Genomic DNA, 18,095 nt, shown 5'->3' on the forward strand with positions numbered 1-18,095 from the left:
TACGAGGCGCGCCGAGGGGGAGTTCAGAGGGTGGGTGAAAACCACCCCTTGTGTGTACGTACACATATACGTATAGTGGGTTCATGCCCAACAAGACGATCTACGTAGCCGACGACGATCTCCCCGTGTTCCAGCGGGCGCAGGAGCTCGTCGGCGGAAACCTCTCCAGCACCGTGGTCAGCGCGCTGCGCAGGCTCATCGAACTGGAGGAAGGTCGTGAGGCCGGCTTCGAAGAGGTTGTCCTGCAGGTGGGTCGCGACGGTGTCCGGCAGGTGCGCTTCCAGGGCGTGCTGCTGGGTGAATGGCGCGATGTCGGCGACAAGCGGGTGCTGCACCAGCAGGTCTACCGCAGCCGCAAGGGCAAGCTCGTGCTCCACACGCACTCGGCGCTGTGGTCGGAATACCCGACCGGGGACGCCGCGGGCGACATGAAGGACTGGAAGTACTGGCGCCGCATGTTCGGCATCGGTGACCGGCCGTGGGACTGGGGCGACTACGAGTACGAGATCCTCGACGACCTGAAAGCCCTGAAGGATCGCGTGCCCGACAAGCTCTATCGCAAGGTCGAGGACATCACCGCGCACCCGCAGATCGAGGAACTCGACATCTAGCTCCGTCCTCGGACGAACAACCACACACCGCACACATCAACCGCAGCCCCTGGGGGCTGTGTCGATAACTCATGCACTTATTCGCAGCAATGAATGTAATCCTGTGGAAAGGGACGATCATGGTCAACTCGGCCATCACCGCACGCGGTCTCCAAAAGGCCTACGGCGACAAAACAGTTCTCGACGGCATCGACATCACCGTCGCCGAGGGCACCGTGTTCTCGTTGCTCGGCCCCAACGGCGCGGGCAAGACCACCACCGTGCAGATCCTCACCACACTGATCGCCGCCGACGGTGGCGAGTGCACCGTGGGCGGCCATGATGTGGCGACCGACCGAGGCGGGGTGCGCGAGCTGATCGGCGTCACAGGGCAGTTCGCCGCGGTCGACGAGCTACTGACCGGCCGGGAGAACCTGCACATGATGGGGGATCTGAACCATCTGCCGCGCCGCGAGACCCGCACGCTCGCCGACGAATTGCTGCGACGTTTCGACCTGGTCGAGGCAGCCGACAAGCCCGCGAGCACCTACTCCGGCGGCATGACCCGCAGGCTCGATCTGGCGATGACGCTGGTCGGCAATCCGCGGGTGATCTTCCTCGACGAACCGACCACCGGCCTCGATCCGCGCAGCCGCCGCTCCATCTGGGAGATCATCCGCGGCCTGGTCGACGATCTCGGCGTCACCGTCTTCCTCACCACGCAATACCTCGAGGAGGCCGACCAGCTGGCCGATCGCATCGCGGTGCTCGACAACGGCCGAATCGTCGCGGAAGGCACTGCGGCAGAACTGAAGCGCCTGATCCCCGGCGGCCACATCCGCATCGACTTCACCGATCAGCCCGATGTGGACGCCGCTCAGCGCGCGTTCGGCTCGACGGCGAAGGTGGTCGAGGGCACCGACGGGCTGACCCTCGCCGTGCCCAGCGACGGCGGCGTGCGTTCCCTGCGTGCCGTCCTCGACCTCCTTGATGCCGAAAACATCGAAGCGGGCGGCATTTCCGTGCACACCCCCAACCTCGACGACGTCTTCCTCACCCTCACCGGCCGCGCCACCACCGAGCAGGAGTCTCTGCGATGACCACTCAGATCAAGTCCAAGTCCTACGCCGTCGCCGACACCATGACGATGCTGCGGCGCAACATGATTCACGTCAAGCGCTATCCCAGCATGACGTTCAGCATCATCATCATGCCGATCGTGCTGATGCTGGTGTTCAAGTACGTCTTCGGCGGGGCGCTCGAGAAGTCCTCGGGCGGTAGCTATATCGACTATCTGGCGCCCGGCATGATGCTGCTGTTGCCCGCCTACCTGACGGTGTCGGTAGCGGTCTCGATCGCCACCGACGCGAGCAAGGGCATCGTGAATCGCTTTCGGGTGATGGCGATCTCGCAGTCGTCGGTGCTCACCGGGCATGTGCTCGGAGCGCTCATCCAGGCGATGGCGGGTGTTGTCGCGATGACCGCCGTCGCGATGCTGGTCGGCTTCCGGCCGAACGCGAACGTCGTGGAGTGGGTCGGCGCGTTCGGGCTCCTCGCCCTGGTGACCTTCGCCTTCACCTGGCTCGCCATCGCGCTCGGCCTGCTCTCGCCCACTCCCGAAAGTGCCAGCAACGCACCGTTTCCCATCGTGCTGCTGCCCTTCCTCGGCAGTGGTCTGGTCGCCACCGACACGATGCCGGTCGGCATGCGTCAGTTCGCCGAATACCAGCCCTTCACCCCGATCACCGAGACGCTGCGCGGACTGCTGATGGGCACCGAGATCGGCGCCAACGGCTGGGTCTCGCTGGTCTGGTGCGCGGTCATCGCCGGCGGCGGCTTCCTGTGGTCGAAGTCGATCTTCCGCAAGCAAGCGAAGTAGCCTGTCGCGCACACGGTCCGGTCTCCCCCGCGGAGACCGGACCGTGTCGCGTTCAGACCTGGGCGACCAAGACCGTCCGGCCGGAATCGACGGACGTGATCTCCACTGTGCTGATCGAATCCGGCGGGGCGTCGATGGTGCGATCCACCGTCAGCTCGGTGCCGGGGCCCGCGGGCCACCGGTCGAGTTCGAAGCGCTGCTCACCCGCGGTCACCACCAGCCCGTAGGTGCGGGTGTAGCCGGAGCCGTAGGCGCTCGGCGCGTAGCTGCAGGTCATCACCAGGCGCGTGCGGTCACCGTCGCGCACCAGCTTCACCTGCGCGCTCACCGGCGTCTGCTCCACGGCCTGCATCTGCTGCTCCGCGACGATCTGCTCGGTCGGCGTCTCCGAGCGCGCCACGGTGACGGTCACCGGAATCGCGATCGCCACCGCTGCCGCGGCAGCCGCCACCGCGCTGCCGATACTCGTCCAGCGCCGCCGCCGCCTGCGCCGTTCGGCCGCCGCGGCCAGCGACGGGAGCAGATCGGGGACCTGTGACGGAGCCGGCTCGGGCGAGGCGATCATCGACAGCGCGGTATCGCGGTCGACCAGGGCGAGCATGCCCGGCAGCCCGGACAGCTCGGCGACGGCCTGCTGGCAGGGCGCGCAACCGAGCAGATGCGCCTCGTATTCGCGCCGCTCGGCGGCGCCGAGCGAACCGAGGACATAGGCCGCGTCCCAGGTGCTGTACTCGTCGGCGAGGTCGGTCATCGGTTCGTCACCCCCATCTCCTGTAGCGCGAGTCGCATGGCGCGCATGCCGTAGTGCAAGCGCGATTTCACGGTCCCCGGCGGGATGCCCAGCTCGTCGGCGATCTGGGCCATGCCGAGGCCGCGATAGTAGGCCCGCACGATCACCTCGCGATGATCCGGGCTGAGCGTGCTGAGCGCGTCGGCGACCAGCCAGCCGTCGAGCGCCCGATCCGATTGGTCGGGGCTCACCTGCTCGGGTGGGTTGTCGGTGCCGAACTCGCGGCGGTGCCTGGCACTGCGATGCTCGTCGACCGCGAGATTACGAGCCACGGTGAACAACCAGGCGCGCGGTGAGGTCTCGGTCTGCTCCAGCACGGCCGGGCGTTGCCAGGCGCGCAGCAGAGTCTCCTGCACGATGTCCTCGGCCCGGCCGGGATCGCGTACCAAGCCGAGGGTGAAACGCCACAGCGCGGGTGCGTGCTCGGCATAGAGCGCGCGCATCAGTTCGTCGCGACCATCGTTCATCGGCGGCCCTGGTCACTGCTCGTCGAAATTCATATGTCACTCCTGCTCGTGTGAAGGAGTAACGGGATCAGTTGCGTTCGAGTTCAATCGGGTGTGTCGCCAGCAGGGCCAGCGGCAACGGCTGACGCCGCAAGACCGCGGACCACAGGTCGTGGCGGTCGGTGGCGATCGGATCCGACGGCAGCGCCGAGACCACGATCCAATCGTCGTTGTCGAGTTCGCCGTCGAGCTGGCCCATCGACCAGCCCGCGTAGCCGGCGAAGATCCGGATCTTGTCCAGGAGCGGTCCGATCTCGGCGGGGTCGGCGTCCAGATCGACCAGCACCACCCGGCCGTCGACCCGGCGCAGGCCGCGGATGTCGGAGATGTCGACGCCGGCGCGCAGCACCCCCAGGCACAGCGCCGCATCGCGTTTGACCGGGCCGCCGATGTAGAGATCGGTCGGGGTGGCGGCCAGGTCCGCCCAGGCGGGCAGCACATCCACGACCGGGGTCTCACTCGGCCGGTTCAGCACCACGCCGAGGCTGCCCGCGTCGTTGTGCTCGATCACATACACGACGGTGCGCCGGAAAGTAGGTTCCACCAGGTCTGTCGCGGACACCAGCAGATTGCCCGCGCGGACGTTCACCGCCGGCTGACCGCGCCGCCGATCGTCGCCGTGCCCGTCGCGAGTCCGGCGCTCGTCCGGGTCGTCTCCGCCTGCCACCGAGCCATCATCGCATTGGAGCGGCGGTGCGCGCTTCCCGCGCAGCGGATCGGAACCGGAATTTCTTCGTGCGTGGACCCCGCGATCGACCGGTAGGGTCGCGCTATGCACTCGCCCGAAGTCCTGCTCGACGACAACGACGCTGTGTACGACTACTACCTGCGGCATCAGCAGAACAGGTGGAAGGCGCTTGCCTCGTACGCGGTGCTGGCCCGGCGGTTCCGGCCGCGCGTGACGTTCGCCGAAGGCGCGAAACAGCAGTTGAAGGCGCTGATCCGCAGCGGTCGGCCGGTGATCTACGCGATCAACCACCTCTCGACCAGCGACCCGTACACGGTCGCGGCGACGGCGTGGCGCTCACCGCTGCGCTCGAAGATCGGGCGGGTGCGGGTGCTGGCGAAGGACGAGCTCTTCCTAGATCCCGAGCAGCGGCGCAAGGTGGACATGATGGGCGGGATCCCGGTGTTCCGCGGCAAAGACCACGGCATTCGCGCCGTCAATGCCGCAGGTCAGCGGATGATGGATGTGTGCGCGCAGCGGTTGGCCGCCGGTGATCACCTCGCGATCTTCCCCGAGGGGACGTGCAATGAGGTAGATCACACCAAGGTGCAGGCGGTCGGCAGCGGAATCGGGCATATCGCGTTCCGCGCGGCCAAACTGGACGCCGCGCCCGCGCTGGTCGCCATGGGGATGAACTACGGGTCCTATGCGGCCGGTGTCGAACCGACCGCGGCTGAGGTGGTGTCGGGCAGCGCCTACTTCCGGGCGCCGATTCTCGAGTTGCCGCAGCGACCCGCCGACATCGCCAGGCTGGTCAAAGACGAGCTGCAACTGGCTGTCGACGGGGCCGTCGCGCGCTACTGAGGTAGACCGAACAACTCTCTGGCTCGTTGCGGGACGTAGGCGATGTAGTCGGGGCGGGTGGTGATGAAATGCAGGACGACCGGGCACATCGGCAGGACGCTGAAACCTTGGTCTCTGCTGGTGTCCAGCGCGGCTTTGACCAGGGTGTTCGCCAGGCCTCGGCTTTCGAATCGGGGGTAGATCTCGGTGTGCACGAGGGCGCGTTCGTCCCCGGTGTCCTGGTATTCGATGTAGCCGGCGGGTTGACCGTCGGCGGTGAGTTCGAACCGCTCGAGCGCGGTGTTGTTGCGGACCTCGGTCGCCATAGGTCGACGCTACCGTGTTCGGGAGGACAACCCACTGAGCAAATGAGAACATGGGTCACTCCCCGACCACCTCCGAGCCGTTGCGCGCCTGACGAAAGGCCGAGAGCGAACGGTCGAGCTCGGAAACGACACTATGAATACACGGAGAGGCGGAACAGATGGCCGGCGAACCGCTTGTCGTGCTCGCTCCCGACAAGTTCAAGGGGTCGTTGACCGCGCCGGAGGTGGCCAGGGCTCTGGCCAGGGGAATCGCTCGGCGTGCTCCGAAGGCGCAGGTGCGGTGTGTGCCGGTGGCCGACGGTGGTGACGGGATGGTCGACGCCTTCGTGGCGTCGGGGTGGAAGCGGGTGGAGGTCGCCGCGCCCGGGCCCACGGGGGAGCAATCGACGGCGGTGTACGCGGTGCGGGGGGATACCGCGGTGGTGGAGTTGGCGGCTGCCGTGGGGCTGGTGAAGTTGCCCGGTGGGCGGCTGGATCCGCTGCGGGCCGATACGTTCGGGCTGGGGGTTGCCATCGTGCACGCGCTCGACGGCGGGGCGCGGGAGATCGTGCTCGGGCTCGGCGGCAGCGCTTCGACCGACGGTGGGTCGGGGTTGCTGCGGGCGCTCGGGTTGCGGTTGCTCGATCAGGAGGGGCGGGAACTGGCGGGCCGCGGGGACGTGGCCGCGTTGCTCGAGCAGGTCGCCTCGGTGGATCGAGGTGGGTTGCATCCGGCGGTCGCGACGACGCTGTTCACGCTGGCCTGCGATGTGGACAATCCGTTGCTCGGGCCGGCTGGTGCGGTAGCGGTGTACGCGCCACAGAAGGGCGCCAGTGCTCGGCAGATGCTGAAACTTGAGGCGGGGCTTACCAACTGGGCGGCCGTGCTGGGCAGGGGCTATGCGGAGATCGGTGGGGCGGGCGCGGCGGGCGGCACCGGGTTCGGGGCGCTCGCGGTGCTGGGCGCGCAGGTGCGCAGCGGGATCGATGTACTGCTCGAGCTGCTGGAATTCCCGGCCCTCATCGAGGGGGCCAGGCTGGTAGTCACCGGTGAGGGCTCACTGGATCACCAGAGCATGCACGGGAAGGCGCCGGTCGGGGTCGCGGCGGCGGCGAAGAAGGCGGGCGTGCCGGTGATCGCGGCGGTAGGGCGAACCCTGTTGTCGCCAGGGGAGATTCGAGCCGCGGGATTCGCCGCGTGTTATCCGCTCAGCGACCTCGAGCCCGATCCCGCGCGCTCGATCATCGCGGCGGCCGACCTACTCGAACGCATCGGCGAGCGGATCGCCATGGAGCACTTGTGCCGGATGCGCTGACGGTTACAGCGCGATTCGGGAGGACGAAGGCTGCGGGGCAGTCGGCCGGGTAGTGGTGGCCAGCGCCTCGCGATTCTCGTCGCCCCAGGTCTCGAGCGGTTCCAGCGCGAGGCGAAGGGCCTCGCCGAGCGGGGTGAGCGAGTACTCCACCCGCGGCGGGATCTCGGGGAAGATCTCGCGGTGCACCACGCCGGTGCTCTCCAGGTGCCGCAGGTTCTCGGCGAGCACCTTCTCGCTCACACCCTCGAGCATCCGCCGGATCTGACCGAATCGCTGCGGCCCGGCGCCGAGCACCCACATCAGGTGCAGCTTCCATTTACCGCCGACGACGTCGATGGCCAGGCTCATACCGCACACATCGTGATCTGCGTCACTGCTCAACGTCGCCACACCCTTCTGACCGTATTTCGAACCTCTGGGTAAGCAACCACACCCGAACGTTCGGTCTTCCCGACGATACTCGCGCCGACCACCATGGAAAGCGGCGCCGAACCAACCAGTATCGAGAATCGAAGGGCCACACCATGTCCGAGCAGACCGCTCCCCGTTCCGTTTCCGTTCTCGGCCTCGGCCCGATGGGCCAGGCCATGACCAGGGCCTTCCTCGAAGCGGGCGTCGAGGTGACGGTGTGGAATCGCAGCACCGCCAAGGTCGATGCCATGGTGGCGCTGGGTGCCGAGCGCGCAGGCACCGTCGCCGAGGCGCTCGATGCCAACGAGGTCTCCGTGCTCAGCCTCACCCACTACGACGCCATGTACGACGTGCTCGGCCAGGCGATCGACCACCTGCCCGGCAAGGTGATCGCCAACCTGTCCTCCGATTCACCGGACAAGGCGCGGGCGGGCGCGCGGTGGGTTCGCGAGCGGGGCGCCGAATTCCTCTCCGGCGGCGTGATGTCGGCGGGCGACAACATCGTCCATCCTTCGTCCTACATCTTCTACAGCGGCCCGAAGACGGTCTTCGACGCGCACGCCGAGCTGCTGCGCCCGCTCAGCCCGCAGGAATACCTGGGCGCGGACGACGGCTTGGCCCAGATCTTCTACCAGGCCCTGCTGATCACCTTCCATCCGTGGTTGCTGGCGTTCGACCAGGCGTCGGCGATGATCGCGAACTCCGGCCACAGCATCGACCAGTTCGTACCGTTCGCCGTCCGCTCCGCCGGCGCCTACCCGTTCTTCATCGAACAGTTCGCCGAGGCGAACAAGGCAGGCGGCTTCGCGGAGCTCTCGCACCTGAAGATGATGGACGCGGGCGCCCAGCACATCATCGACGCCAGCGAAGAGGCAGGCGTCGACGCGAGCCTGTCCCAGCTCGCCCAGTCGTTCTGGCGCAAGGCCGTCACCGCGTCCGAGGCGACAGGCAGGCAGATCTCGCCGTACGCGTTGTTCCGCGGCGAGGCGTCCTGATGTCGACTTCCGGCCGAGCGGCCGAGGCGGTCACCGTCATCGGCCTCGGCCCGATGGGGCAGCAGATCGTGCGCACCTACCGCGCCGCGGGTTTCACGGTGACGGTCTGGAACCGCACCCCCGGCAAGGCCGACGGCCTGGGTGCCCATCGCGCCGAGACGGTCGCCGACGCGGTGGCGGCGGCGGAGCTCATCGTGCTCAGCCTGACCCACTACGACGCCATGGATGAGATTCTCGGCGGCGCCGATCTGACCGGCAAGGTTGTGGTCAACCTGTCCTCGGATTCGCCGCAGCGGACTCGGCAGGGGGCGGCGTTCGTCCGGGCTCGCGGCGGCGAATTTCTCGCCGGTGGGGTGATGGCTCAGCCGCACGAGCAGGCGCTGGCGATCATCGACCGGTCCGGTTCCGAGATAGCCCGGTTCATGCCCTACGCCCAGCGGTCACTGGGCAGTGTCGGCGAGCTGTACGCCGCGTGGGCGGGAATCGCCGAGGACGGGGGTCCGCCCGATCCGGCGTACCTGCGAATGATGGCGGCCGGCGCGCGACACGTGGTGGCGACCGGTGCCGAGGTCGGCGTGGACACCGTTCTGGCCGAATCGGTTTCGTCATATTGGGAGCGAGCTGCCGGTACACCCGAATCGACGTTCCAGGTATTTCGCGGATGACACGCTGAAACCGTTCGGCACGGTGGTGCCGAACGGTTTTCGGTGGTCACGCGGTCTCGGCGCCCGATCCCAATCTGGGGAACGGCTCGGTGGAGAACACCACTTCCACCGCTACCTCGAAGTAGGCCGCGAGCCGCAGGGCCAGGTGCAGGCTGGGGCTGTATTCGCCGCGTTCGAGGTAGCCGACGGTCTGGTAGTGCACACCGAGCGCTTCGGCCAGGTCCCGCCGCGAGATGCCGCGCTCGGCGCGCAACATCGCGATGCGGTTGTAGATGACCTCAGAAGGCACGCTGCATCGCTTTCTCGCGGCGCACGGCCACGCTGGATCCCGACTCATGGCGGGCCGCCCGCCGCAGCACGATCGGCGCGAGCAACAACCCGACGATCGACCATACGCCGAGTACCGCGGCGGTCTCGAGGTGCCGCCACGACCCGTCGATCTCGATGGCCGCCGCCTCGGCGGGGAGCAGCCCGGAGCGCATGCCCAGGCCGAGCCAATACATCGGGAACAGCTGGGCCAGGCCCTGCACCCAGCCGGGGAGCGCGGTGATCGGGTACCAGATGCCGGAAATGGCGATCAGTCCCATCAGCGGCAGTGTCAGCAGGAAGATGTCGCGGGCGCCGACGATCAGTCCGCCCAGGATGGCGCCGATCGGCAGGGTGGCCAGCAGACCGAGCAGGATCACCCACGCCAGCGTGACCAGGCCGCCGCCGGGCATCGAGAATCCACCGACGATCACGGCACCGATGGTCAGCACCACCACCAGCTGGACGAGTACCGCGGCCGCGGTCGTGCCGATCTTGCCGATGAAGTAGCCGAGGATGCCGTTGGGAATCGTCTTGGCGCGCAGCAAGGTTCCGTCCTCCCGGTCGAGGGCGAGGACCTCGGCGATGCCGTACAGCCCGTTGAACGCGATGATGCTGCCGAGCAGGCCGGGCACCGCGAGTTCACCGAGTGACAGCTCGGTGTCCTGGTAGGTCCGGTCGCGCAGGAAGAAGATCGCTATCAAAAACAGTGTGGGAGTGAGGAACTGGGCCACCAGACTCGTTCCGTTGGTGTAGAGCTGCCGCAGTTCGATCCATATCGCGGCCAGGCCGCCCCTGACCGCTACCAGCGTGGGATTCATCGCGTGACCTCCTGCAGTGAGCGAACGGGTTCGGCGGCCGTGCCGGATTCGAAACGGCGGACCAGCGCCATATAGGTGTCCTCCAGCGACGCGCGCTGCACCTCGAGGTCCTCGATCAGGTCGCCGTGCTGTTTGAACAGTTCGTGGACGTACTTCGTCGACTCGGTCGTCGTGTGGACGAAACGTTGGCCGTCGCGGGTCCAGCGCACCTCGGCCTCGCCCGCGGTGGCGGCGCTGAGCTCCTCCGGCGAGCCGTCGGCGATGATCCGGCCACCGGCCAGGATCAGGATCCGGTCCGCCAGTTTCGCGGCTTCGTCCAGGTCGTGGGTGGTGAGCAGGACGGTGGTCTCGTCCAGATCGGCCAATCGATGGACCAGATCGTGGAAGTCGCGCCGGGCAGCGGGATCGAAGCCCGCGGTCGGTTCGTCCATGAAGAGCAGTTCCGGTCGGCCGACGATGCCGATCGCCACATCGAGTCTGCGTCGCTGCCCGCCGGACAGGGTGGCGATCTTCGCATCGCGCTGATCGGTGAGCCCGACCAACTCGATGAGTTCATCGGTGTCCCACGGTCTTGTCACCCGGGCCGTGGAATAGGGGCTGTAGTACCCACCCAGATGGCCGAGCAGTTCGGCCACTCGCCATTTCGCGTGGTCACGCCAGGATTGGAGCACCACGCCGATGCGGGCGCGCCAGAGTTCGTCACCGTGTTCGGGATCGGCCCCCAGCACCTCGACCTGGCCGGCCGACCTCCTGCGGAACCCCTCGAGGATCTCGATCGTGGTGGTTTTGCCCGCGCCGTTGGGCCCGAGCATGACGAGCACTTCCCCGCGCTCGGCTTGAAATGTCACATCGTGCAGGACGTCGGTCTCGTCGTACCGCATCCGTAGTTGCGCGACATCGAGAACAGCGTTGTTGTTCGAAGCCATGAGTCCTCCCAGTCATCGACCTTCGATGATTTGTAGCATACGTACTACATTTTATCGTGGCAATGCTTCGCCGAAATGGGACATTCCGAAAACTGTGAGCACTGCTCTTGACTTCGGCTCGCGGAGCGCGCATGCTTGTACTCAACAGAGAGCAGTGCTCACAGTTCAGGAGTGATCAACATGGACAACGCGACCCGCCACCTCCCCCCGACCGGCATCGACCCGATCGTCAACAAGATCGCCAACCTGCTGCCCAAGCTGGGGATCAGCATCATGGGGTCGCGGCTGCTGGCGGTGCGCGGCCGCAAGAGCGGGGAATGGCGCACCACCATGGTCAACGTGATGACGGCCGCCGACGGCGAGCGCTACCTGGTCGCGCCGCGTGGGCACGTCCAATGGGTGCGCAATCTGCGCGTGGCGGGCGATGGCGAACTGCGCCTCGGCCGCAAAACCGAACGGTTCACCGCCACCGAGGTCGCCGACACCGACAAGGTGCCGCTGCTCCGGCTGTACCTGGAGAAGTGGGGCTGGGAGGTCGGCAAGTTCTTCGAGGGCCTCACCAAAGACGCGACCGATGCCGAATTGATCGCTATCGCACCGGGTTTCCCCGTCTTCCGGCTCAGCTAGAGCTTGCTCAGGTATTCGATCGCGGCGGCATAGCCCTGGATGCCGAGGCCGGCGATGACCGCGGTCGCGATCGGGGAGACGAACGAATGGTGCCGGAACTCCTCGCGCGCGTGCACATTACTGATGTGCACCTCGACGATCGGCACCTCCGGGATCACCAGGGCGTCGCGCAGGGCCACCGACGTATGGGTGAGGCCGCCGGGGTTGATGACGATGGCCGACACCTCGCCGCGGGCCTGGTGGATCCGGTCGATCAGCGCGCCTTCGTGATTGGACTGGAACGCGATGACCTTGCGTTCGAATCGGGCGGCGGTCTGCTCGCACAGTGCGACGACATCGTCGAGGGTGTCGGCGCCGTAGATCTCGGGCTGACGGGTACCGAGCATGTTCAGGTTCGGTCCGTTGATTACCAGGATGGGACCAGTGGCCTGCTCGGTTTCCATGCAGGCCACTGTATCCAGGTTGGACCTGTCCCGGATCGTGTGGTGGCTGTGTTTTTGGAGCGCTGGCGCGCTCGAGCGGGCCCCTGGGGGCCCTGATCTTCCCTCCCTCCGGGTACTCCTTCGTCGCACCCTCCGGTCAGTCCAGATCAGGGCGGGGCCCTTTGGGTAGGGACATACGGGCCGTACCCGTTTCGCTGGGGGGCTACAAGCCCGTCGGGCCCTCCGAGCGCAGGTCGTCGACCTTGCGCATGGCTTCGCGGAGTTCGGCCAGCCAGGTTTCGGCGTGTTTGCCTGCGAGTTTGACCGTCCAGGCCAGGGCGTCGGCGCGGGAGCGGGCGACGCCCGCGTCGATCAGGGTGTCGAGGACCTGGCGTTCGGGCTGACGGAGACGGGTCATCACGGGGACGGCCAGGTGGGTGAACAGGATCCGTTCGCCGTCTACTCGCACGCCCCACGCGACGCTGCGGCCGTAACGCCGCTGGGCCTCGTCGGCGATCTGCATGCGGGCCGGGCGGGTCGACTCGCGGAAGCGGGCCAGCGCGCCTTCTTTCGTGGCCGCCGGGGTGCTCGCGTCGCCGGGGACGGGCAGTTCGCCGACCACGACGATCTCGTCGCGGTCGATCTCGATGTCCACCGGCCCGGTGAACCAGTCGGCGGGCAATCGTCCGGCGAACCAGTCGGGGGCGTCGGCGGGATCGGGAAGGTCGGCTTGCTGCCATCCGCCGGGTCGGCCGAATCCGCGCTCGCGTCGATCGTTCCGCATGGAAATCACCTGCTATCTGTCTTGCGCACGTTGCGTTGATTACAAGATTACGCCGATATCAGCGCAGTGAATTCCGCTCTGCGTGAACGAGTGCGTATCGACTCGGTAAAGGCGATGCCGTGCGTGTGGGCGGAGGCGGCCTGGGTACCCTCGCGTTGAATCGCCGGACAAATGCGAGATCCGCACCACCTGGCGCGGCTGTCGGTACGGTTGACGCAGCAGTTGTTGCCGCTTACTGGGCGAGGTTGGAAAACGGACCCTCATCGGGGCGAGATTTCCGGCACAATCGAGGTGTCGAGGTCGGGGAGTATCCCGACTGACCGGGGCATTGGAGACGGGTCAACTTCCGGTACGGTGGATTTGTTACCGGAGTGGCAAGAGTGAAGAGTGGGCGATATGGATGTGTGGGGATCCCGCCGCTTTCGCGTCCGGGGCGCAATGGCGATCGCGGGGGTTGCGACCCTCGCCATCGCGCTGTGCTCGTGCGGAGTGGGTGGGAAGACGAGCGAGTCGGAGACGGTGGTCCAGCGGTTCACCGAGTACCTCGACGATCAGGACTACGGCAAAGCCGCCGACCTGACCTCGTACCCCGCTGCCGCTTCGGCAACCATGAAGCAAATGTTCGAGGGCCTGCAAACGGGCACCGTCGACTACGAGGCGTCGCAGGTTATCGACCTCGACAAGCAGTCGGCGATCTTCAGCATGGAAGTCGCCTGGAACTTCGGCGAGAAGAAGGACTGGACCTACACACTGCAGGGCACCGTGCGCAAGCTCGCCATCGGCTGGCGGATCTCCTGGGAGCCCGCGGTGGTCATGCCGCAGCTGACGAACAATCGCACCGTCAAGCTCGTGCGTACCACCGCGAAGCCGCCGCCCAAGGTTGTCGACCTGCCCGGCGAAACGCTGATGACCGAGCAGACGCTCAACGTCATCAAGATCGACCCGAGCCGCACCGGCGACCTCGTCGGCACCACCAACGCGCTCGCCGACGCCATCGAGCCGGTCGCGCCCCTGATCACCGGGCCGTCGCTGATGCAGCAGCTGGCAGGCTCGCAGGGCAAGCCGATCGTCGCGGTGAACCTGCGTGACGGGGATTTCGCGATCCTGGAACCACGGATGGCCAAGGTGCCGGGTGTGGTGATGGAGAAGCAGCCCAAACTGATCTCGGCCGACCGGCGCACCCGTTCGCCGATGCTCGACGCGCTGCGCGAGGTGTGGCAGGACAGCCTCGAGGCCACCGCGGGCTGGGGTGTGCAGATCTTCGAGGCCGACGGCAGGTTCGTCAACCAGGTGGCCGGATACCAGGGACCGGCCGGGCCGGACATCGCCGCCACGATGGATCAGCGACTACAGCGCGCCGCCGAAGACGCCGTGGTGAGCGCGGGGACCGCGGCCACGGTCGTGGCCATTCAGCCGTCGACCGGTGCGGTCGTCGCGGTCGCGCAGAACTCGTACGCGACGGAGAAGGGACCGATCGCCTTCACCGGACTGTTCCCGGCGGGCGGCACGATGGAGCTGTTCCGCACCGTGGCCGCGGCGATCAAGAACAAGCCGCCGCAGGACGTCACCGTGCAGGAGGCGGCCGAGGCGGCCACCGCGCTCGGCGTCGGCGTCGACTTCAAGGTGGCCGGGCTCGACGAGGTGACCGGGCGGATCAGCACGCCCGGCCGCAGCACCGAGCAGGTGCGTCAGGGTGCGGGCGCCGACGCGGTGCAGGTGAGCCCCTTCGGGATGGCGATCGCCGCGGCGGCCATTTCGCGGGGGTCGGTGGCGCCGCCGATGATCGAGGCGGGCAAGCCGGGCACCACCGATACGCCGGTTCCCGCGCTGCCCCAGCCCGCGGTCGACCGGCTGCGCGGAATGATGAACGAAGGCATCGGCAAGCCCGAAACCGCCGCCCTGCGCGGATTCCGCGATATCACCGCCTTCGCCGCGACGGGCGGTGCCGACGGTTGGCTGCTGGCGACGATGGGCGACCTGGTCTTCGCGGTGCACATCGCCGATGTCGACAGTGGTGACGCCACTTCACGACTCGCGGCCGTGCTGCTGAAATCGCTGGCGACGCCGGAGCCGTAAAAGCGAGAGTTATCACTGCTCAGTGGCTATGAACCCGGTCTCGAAGTCGATCTTGACCGGTTACGCTACGTCGGTGAAGAGATACGCGCCGTTCGGTATCGATGCTCTATTGGTGATCGTCTTCTGCGCGATCGGGAGGCGCAGTCACGACGAAGCCGTCATCGCCGGTCTGCTGAAAACGGTGTGGCCCTTCGGGTTAGGACTGATCCTCGGCTGGATTTTAGCGGTCTACCTCGCACGGAACACGCGGTTCGACGCAACGGCGTTGTGGCCCACCGGAATTCTGATCTGGGCGAGCACCCTGGTCGGCGGGATGGTGTTGCGCGCCATCAGCGGTCAGGGCGTCGCACTGAGTTTCATGATCGTCGCGGCCTGCGTCCTCGCGCTGTTCCTGCTGGGTTGGCGGGCGGCCATTCGCGCGCTGCGTTGATCAGATTCGTCGCTGCTGCTTGAACTCTTGCTCGTATTCTTCGTCGTCGGCCTGTGGTGTGCGGAACAGGAACGCGAAGACGATCCAGCCGACCACGGCGACCAGGATGAAGCTGACCAGCCGGTATACGAACGCGGCCGCGACGGCCTGCGCGGCGGGCAGGCCCGCGGCCGCGGTGAGACTGTAGATCAGCGTCGCGTCCACGTAGACGATGCCGCCCGGCGCGAACGGAATCGACCCCACCGCCTTGCCCGCCGCGAAGGCGATGAGCAGCCCGGACAACTTGGGATCGGCGCCGATCGCGTAACAGGCGGTGCCGAGACACGCCACGTCGGCGAACCGGTGCACCAGCGCCCACACCCCGACGAGCGCCGCGTCCTTCTTCCCCAGATCGACCGACTCGAGTTGCGCCCGGATCTCGGCCAGCTTGGCGATGCCGTGATCGGCGGGTTTCTTCCGCAGCCGATTCACCAGCGCGAGTACCCGCCGCAGCACGGCCTCGAGCGTGCCGGGATGGCGGGCGAGATAGTTGCCTGCGAACACCACCAGGGCGAGGACCACCAGCGAGACGACGAATTTGAAGCCGATTCCCTGTCCGACCAGCGCGGCGCCGGCGATCCCGAGCAGCGCCAGCCCCGCGGCGGCGACCACGCCGGAGAAGACCAGCTGCCAGGAGGCCACGATCGGGCTCGCGCCCCAGCGCCGGGTCTGGCGATAGGTGAACGCGGTGGAGAAGACCTGTCCGGCGGGCAGCGTCAGCGACATCGCGGTCGCGCCGTAGACCACCGATACCGATTTCCCCTGACTGACGTCCACCCCACCGGCGTGCAGCAGTTGTTTCTGCACCCGCCCGAAACCGCTCATCGACATCGCCTGCAACACGATGCACAGGAACAGCCAGCCCCAGTGGATCTCGGTGAGCGTGCGCCAGGATTCGTGCAGGCGGGGCCACAGGTACACGCCTTCGCCGACGAGCAGCGCGAGGATCACCGCGCCGAGCACCCACTTGACCCACCGAAAGCGGCGGCGGCGGCGCTCGGCCGGTGCGCCTGCTAGGTCGCCGTCGGCCGTCACGGTCTCAGCCTAGTGAACACAGTCGGCTTCCGGCCGTCCGCAGACTGCGCACGGCCGGAGCGAAGGCGCAGGTACGCCCAACGAACGCATCTGTTCTTCCTCGTCCCCGCGCGGCGCGGCGATCGCCGACTTCGGCCAGGCCAGGCGGGTTTTTCTGCGTCTGCCGCGCAATTGGACCTCGTCTCCGGTTATCCAATGTTCTTGCTCGCTTTCGTCGGCGAAGTAGAGCGCGCTGCCCGAAGCGAGAACGCGGCCGGGATGATCTTTGGCCAATTCGGTGAGCCGCGACGCCTCGTTGACGGGGTCGCCGATCACGGTGTATTCGAAACGATTTGCGGCGCCGATGTTTCCGGCCACCGCCAGGCCCGCCGAGACGCCGATGCCGATATCGAGGCTGGTCACCTCGCGCAGGGCCTCGCGCAAGTCGCGGGCCGCGGCGAGGGCGGCGCTCGGCGCGTCGGGGCGATCCAGCGGGGCGCCGAAGATGGCGAGCGCCGCGTCGCCGACGAACTTGTTGACGAAACCGTGGTGGCTGTCGATCACGTCGACCACCACCCGGAAGAACTCGTTGAGCAGGCTCACCACCTCGGTCGGCGGGCGTTCGGCCGCGGCGGCGGTGGAACCGACCATGTCCACGAACAGCACCGCGACGAATCGGGTCTCACCACCGAGTTCGGTGCCGTAGTCCAGTGCCCGCTGCGCCACGTCCTCGCCGACGTGCTGGCCGAACAGTTCCTGCAGCTTGCGGCGCTTGGCCGCCTCGTCCATCATCCGGTTGAAGCCGACCTGCAACAGCCCGATCTCGCTCCCGTCGTAGACCTCCACCTGCACGTCACGCGAGCCGGCCTGCACCCTGTTGATGGCCTGGGACAACTGCCGCACCGGGTCGGAGATCGAGGAACCGGTCAGCATCGACAGCGCCAGCGCCTGCAGGATCACCACGCCACACAGCAGCAGGATCGAGATCGCGAGCGACTTCGCCGAGAACTTCACGTCCGAGGAGATCTGGGTGACGCACAGCAGCACGATCGCGATGGTCGGCGCGAAGGTGCCCATGCCCCAGGTCATCGCCATCCGGGTGCCGACGCCGGGGGTGAGCGTGTGGTCGAAGGTGCCCTCGGTCAGCGCCTCCGCGGCGACCGGGCGCAGGATGCGTTCACCCAGCATGTAGGTGAAGCCGAACACGATGGTGGCGGCCATACATTCGGTGACGATCACCGCCCCCGCCAGTTCGGGCGATTCGGTGATGATCAGCGCGGCCAGGATCCCGCCGCCGATGATCCACAGCACCAGGTGCACGATCGACTGCCGCAGCGGCACGTGCAGGGCCGCCATCTGCTCGCGTCTGCTCGGTGGCCCGCCGCGCATCTGCCAGCGCATCACCGGCCGCAGCATGAGGGCCGCGGCGAAGATGCTCAGCACCGCGGCCACCCCGAAAACGAGCAGCGGCGCGAGCAGACCGGTCTGGCGCACCCCACCCGGATCGCCCTCCGGAACCGGCAGGCCGTATTGGATGAAGGCCCACACCAGCACCGCGCCGAAGGCGTTCGCCAGCAGCACAGACGTCAGATACAGCGGCCAGCGCGTTCGCATGGTCTGTTTGACCGCTTCCAGGGGCGCCGACACGACCACCAATCTAGCGTTCGGACCGATAGGCTCTCT

22 protein-coding genes are annotated in these 18,095 nt (G+C 67.2%); 10 read left to right on the forward strand and 12 right to left on the reverse strand.

Annotation, left to right across the window (positions count from 1 at the left end):
* Positions 1-83: 83 nt before the first annotated feature.
* The 3 genes from ACFVVI_RS18870 (at position 84) to ACFVVI_RS18880 (ending at position 2,469) form a co-directional block, all read left to right on the forward strand.
* Positions 84-611 carry an EXLDI protein gene (locus tag ACFVVI_RS18870; protein WP_378989225.1) on the forward strand — a complete coding sequence of 176 codons (528 nt, stop codon included), beginning with the start codon at positions 84-86 and terminating at the stop codon, positions 609-611.
* Between the two features lie 119 nt (positions 612-730).
* Positions 731-1,690: an ATP-binding cassette domain-containing protein gene (locus ACFVVI_RS18875; RefSeq protein ID WP_387446118.1), complete on the forward strand. Its 960-nt coding sequence runs from the start codon at positions 731-733 to the stop codon at positions 1,688-1,690.
* Positions 1,687-2,469, forward strand: a complete 783-nt coding sequence (locus ACFVVI_RS18880; RefSeq protein WP_378989223.1) for an ABC transporter permease — start codon at positions 1,687-1,689, stop codon at positions 2,467-2,469. The genes ACFVVI_RS18875 and ACFVVI_RS18880 overlap by 4 nt, the downstream gene beginning before the upstream one ends.
* Before the next feature lie 52 nt (positions 2,470-2,521).
* Here ACFVVI_RS18880 and ACFVVI_RS18885 read toward each other — a convergent pair whose 3' ends face one another.
* The 3 genes from ACFVVI_RS18885 to ACFVVI_RS18895 form a co-directional block, all read right to left on the reverse strand.
* A complete protein-coding gene (locus tag ACFVVI_RS18885; protein WP_387446119.1) occupies positions 2,522-3,220 on the reverse strand; it encodes an anti-sigma factor family protein in 699 nt (232 codons plus the stop codon).
* Complete coding sequence (locus ACFVVI_RS18890; protein WP_067455024.1) at positions 3,217-3,726, reverse strand: sigma-70 family RNA polymerase sigma factor; 510 nt, start codon at positions 3,724-3,726, stop codon at positions 3,217-3,219. Before ACFVVI_RS18890 ends, ACFVVI_RS18885 begins: the two co-directional genes overlap by 4 nt.
* A gap of 67 nt (positions 3,727-3,793) precedes the next feature.
* Positions 3,794-4,432 carry a YqgE/AlgH family protein gene (locus ACFVVI_RS18895; protein WP_378989221.1) on the reverse strand — a complete coding sequence of 213 codons (639 nt, stop codon included), beginning with the start codon at positions 4,430-4,432 and terminating at the stop codon, positions 3,794-3,796.
* A 105-nt stretch (positions 4,433-4,537) separates the two neighbouring features.
* Here ACFVVI_RS18895 and ACFVVI_RS18900 point away from each other — a divergent pair, with 105 nt between their 5' ends.
* The gene (locus ACFVVI_RS18900) at positions 4,538-5,296 is read left to right on the forward strand and encodes a lysophospholipid acyltransferase family protein (RefSeq protein WP_378634992.1); all 759 of its coding nucleotides are present in this window, start codon (positions 4,538-4,540) and stop codon (positions 5,294-5,296) included.
* Here ACFVVI_RS18900 and ACFVVI_RS18905 read toward each other — a convergent pair.
* Positions 5,290-5,601 carry a GNAT family N-acetyltransferase gene (locus tag ACFVVI_RS18905; RefSeq protein WP_387446120.1) on the reverse strand — a complete coding sequence of 104 codons (312 nt, stop codon included), beginning with the start codon at positions 5,599-5,601 and terminating at the stop codon, positions 5,290-5,292. The genes ACFVVI_RS18900 and ACFVVI_RS18905 overlap by 7 nt on opposite strands.
* Before the next feature lie 158 nt (positions 5,602-5,759).
* On the opposite strand from ACFVVI_RS18905, the gene ACFVVI_RS18910 reads away from it, so the two are divergent.
* Positions 5,760-6,896, forward strand: a complete 1,137-nt coding sequence (locus tag ACFVVI_RS18910; protein ID WP_378989220.1) for a glycerate kinase — start codon at positions 5,760-5,762, stop codon at positions 6,894-6,896.
* Positions 6,897-6,899: 3 nt separating this feature from the next.
* On the opposite strand, the gene ACFVVI_RS18915 is transcribed toward ACFVVI_RS18910, so the two are convergent.
* Positions 6,900-7,244: a winged helix-turn-helix transcriptional regulator gene (locus tag ACFVVI_RS18915; RefSeq protein WP_378989533.1), complete on the reverse strand. Its 345-nt coding sequence runs from the start codon at positions 7,242-7,244 to the stop codon at positions 6,900-6,902.
* Positions 7,245-7,420: 176 nt separating this feature from the next.
* Here ACFVVI_RS18915 and ACFVVI_RS18920 point away from each other — a divergent pair, with 176 nt between their 5' ends.
* Both ACFVVI_RS18920 and ACFVVI_RS18925 read left to right on the forward strand, forming a co-directional pair.
* Positions 7,421-8,302: an NAD(P)-dependent oxidoreductase gene (locus ACFVVI_RS18920; RefSeq protein ID WP_387446121.1), complete on the forward strand. Its 882-nt coding sequence runs from the start codon at positions 7,421-7,423 to the stop codon at positions 8,300-8,302.
* Positions 8,302-8,967 (forward strand): NAD(P)-binding domain-containing protein, encoded by a 666-nt coding sequence (locus ACFVVI_RS18925; protein ID WP_387446122.1) that lies wholly within the window; start codon positions 8,302-8,304, stop codon positions 8,965-8,967. Before ACFVVI_RS18920 ends, ACFVVI_RS18925 begins: the two co-directional genes overlap by 1 nt.
* Positions 8,968-9,013: 46 nt before the next feature.
* On the opposite strand, the gene ACFVVI_RS18930 is transcribed toward ACFVVI_RS18925, so the two are convergent.
* From ACFVVI_RS18930 to ACFVVI_RS18940, 3 genes are read right to left on the reverse strand one after another with little or no spacing between them, the layout of a single operon-like run.
* Complete coding sequence (locus ACFVVI_RS18930; RefSeq protein WP_056823747.1) at positions 9,014-9,256, reverse strand: helix-turn-helix transcriptional regulator; 243 nt, start codon at positions 9,254-9,256, stop codon at positions 9,014-9,016.
* Complete coding sequence (locus ACFVVI_RS18935) at positions 9,246-10,094, reverse strand: ABC transporter permease (RefSeq protein ID WP_387446123.1); 849 nt, start codon at positions 10,092-10,094, stop codon at positions 9,246-9,248. The genes ACFVVI_RS18930 and ACFVVI_RS18935 overlap by 11 nt, the downstream gene beginning before the upstream one ends.
* The gene (locus ACFVVI_RS18940; RefSeq protein WP_379311834.1) at positions 10,091-11,020 is read right to left on the reverse strand and encodes an ABC transporter ATP-binding protein; all 930 of its coding nucleotides are present in this window, start codon (positions 11,018-11,020) and stop codon (positions 10,091-10,093) included. Before ACFVVI_RS18940 ends, ACFVVI_RS18935 begins: the two co-directional genes overlap by 4 nt.
* Positions 11,021-11,200: 180 nt before the next feature.
* Between ACFVVI_RS18940 and ACFVVI_RS18945 the strand changes: the two genes are divergently transcribed.
* Positions 11,201-11,647 (forward strand): nitroreductase/quinone reductase family protein, encoded by a 447-nt coding sequence (locus ACFVVI_RS18945; RefSeq protein WP_387446124.1) that lies wholly within the window; start codon positions 11,201-11,203, stop codon positions 11,645-11,647.
* Here ACFVVI_RS18945 and aroQ read toward each other — a convergent pair.
* Both aroQ and ACFVVI_RS18955 read right to left on the reverse strand, forming a co-directional pair.
* The gene (gene aroQ, locus ACFVVI_RS18950) at positions 11,644-12,090 is read right to left on the reverse strand and encodes a type II 3-dehydroquinate dehydratase (RefSeq protein WP_387446125.1); all 447 of its coding nucleotides are present in this window, start codon (positions 12,088-12,090) and stop codon (positions 11,644-11,646) included. The genes ACFVVI_RS18945 and aroQ overlap by 4 nt on opposite strands.
* Positions 12,091-12,292: 202 nt before the next feature.
* Positions 12,293-12,853, reverse strand: a complete 561-nt coding sequence (locus tag ACFVVI_RS18955) for a hypothetical protein (protein WP_378635010.1) — start codon at positions 12,851-12,853, stop codon at positions 12,293-12,295.
* Positions 12,854-13,249: 396 nt separating this feature from the next.
* Between ACFVVI_RS18955 and ACFVVI_RS18960 the strand changes: the two genes are divergently transcribed.
* Together ACFVVI_RS18960 and ACFVVI_RS18965 are read left to right on the forward strand one after the other, a co-directional pair.
* On the forward strand, positions 13,250-14,929 hold the full coding sequence (locus tag ACFVVI_RS18960) for an NTF2-like N-terminal transpeptidase domain-containing protein (RefSeq protein ID WP_378989214.1): 1,680 nt from the start codon (positions 13,250-13,252) through the stop codon (positions 14,927-14,929).
* Positions 14,930-15,002: 73 nt separating this feature from the next.
* A complete protein-coding gene (locus ACFVVI_RS18965) occupies positions 15,003-15,359 on the forward strand; it encodes a DUF3054 domain-containing protein (RefSeq protein ID WP_378989213.1) in 357 nt (118 codons plus the stop codon).
* Here ACFVVI_RS18965 and ACFVVI_RS18970 read toward each other — a convergent pair whose 3' ends face one another.
* Together ACFVVI_RS18970 and ACFVVI_RS18975 are read right to left on the reverse strand one after the other, a co-directional pair.
* A complete protein-coding gene (locus ACFVVI_RS18970) occupies positions 15,360-16,433 on the reverse strand; it encodes a YbhN family protein (RefSeq protein WP_378989212.1) in 1,074 nt (357 codons plus the stop codon). It abuts the gene before it with no gap.
* A gap of 9 nt (positions 16,434-16,442) precedes the next feature.
* Complete coding sequence (locus ACFVVI_RS18975) at positions 16,443-18,026, reverse strand: adenylate/guanylate cyclase domain-containing protein (RefSeq protein ID WP_378989532.1); 1,584 nt, start codon at positions 18,024-18,026, stop codon at positions 16,443-16,445.
* Positions 18,027-18,095 lie beyond the last annotated feature (69 nt).

This window comes from Nocardia sp. NPDC058114, from assembly GCF_042884695.1.
GTDB lineage: Bacteria > Actinomycetota > Actinomycetes > Mycobacteriales > Mycobacteriaceae > Nocardia.

Excerpts from the sequence above, each read along its gene's own strand:
- ACFVVI_RS18870 (WP_378989225.1), top strand. The coding sequence starts at position 84 with ATGCCCAACAAGACGATCTACGTAGCCGACGACGATCTCCCCGTGTTC.
- ACFVVI_RS18875 (WP_387446118.1), top strand. The coding sequence starts at position 731 with ATGGTCAACTCGGCCATCACCGCACGCGGTCTCCAAAAGGCCTACGGC.
- ACFVVI_RS18880 (WP_378989223.1), top strand. The coding sequence starts at position 1,687 with ATGACCACTCAGATCAAGTCCAAGTCCTACGCCGTCGCCGACACCATG.
- ACFVVI_RS18885 (WP_387446119.1), bottom strand. The coding sequence starts at position 3,220 with ATGACCGACCTCGCCGACGAGTACAGCACCTGGGACGCGGCCTATGTC.
- ACFVVI_RS18890 (WP_067455024.1), bottom strand. The coding sequence starts at position 3,726 with ATGAACGATGGTCGCGACGAACTGATGCGCGCGCTCTATGCCGAGCAC.
- ACFVVI_RS18900 (WP_378634992.1), top strand. The coding sequence starts at position 4,538 with ATGCACTCGCCCGAAGTCCTGCTCGACGACAACGACGCTGTGTACGAC.
- ACFVVI_RS18905 (WP_387446120.1), bottom strand. The coding sequence starts at position 5,601 with ATGGCGACCGAGGTCCGCAACAACACCGCGCTCGAGCGGTTCGAACTC.
- ACFVVI_RS18910 (WP_378989220.1), top strand. The coding sequence starts at position 5,760 with ATGGCCGGCGAACCGCTTGTCGTGCTCGCTCCCGACAAGTTCAAGGGG.
- ACFVVI_RS18915 (WP_378989533.1), bottom strand. The coding sequence starts at position 7,244 with ATGAGCCTGGCCATCGACGTCGTCGGCGGTAAATGGAAGCTGCACCTG.
- ACFVVI_RS18920 (WP_387446121.1), top strand. The coding sequence starts at position 7,421 with ATGTCCGAGCAGACCGCTCCCCGTTCCGTTTCCGTTCTCGGCCTCGGC.
- ACFVVI_RS18925 (WP_387446122.1), top strand. The coding sequence starts at position 8,302 with ATGTCGACTTCCGGCCGAGCGGCCGAGGCGGTCACCGTCATCGGCCTC.
- ACFVVI_RS18935 (WP_387446123.1), bottom strand. The coding sequence starts at position 10,094 with ATGAATCCCACGCTGGTAGCGGTCAGGGGCGGCCTGGCCGCGATATGG.
- ACFVVI_RS18940 (WP_379311834.1), bottom strand. The coding sequence starts at position 11,020 with ATGGCTTCGAACAACAACGCTGTTCTCGATGTCGCGCAACTACGGATG.
- ACFVVI_RS18945 (WP_387446124.1), top strand. The coding sequence starts at position 11,201 with ATGGACAACGCGACCCGCCACCTCCCCCCGACCGGCATCGACCCGATC.
- aroQ (WP_387446125.1), bottom strand. The coding sequence starts at position 12,090 with ATGGAAACCGAGCAGGCCACTGGTCCCATCCTGGTAATCAACGGACCG.
- ACFVVI_RS18955 (WP_378635010.1), bottom strand. The coding sequence starts at position 12,853 with ATGCGGAACGATCGACGCGAGCGCGGATTCGGCCGACCCGGCGGATGG.
- ACFVVI_RS18960 (WP_378989214.1), top strand. The coding sequence starts at position 13,250 with ATGGATGTGTGGGGATCCCGCCGCTTTCGCGTCCGGGGCGCAATGGCG.
- ACFVVI_RS18975 (WP_378989532.1), bottom strand. The coding sequence starts at position 18,026 with ATGCGAACGCGCTGGCCGCTGTATCTGACGTCTGTGCTGCTGGCGAAC.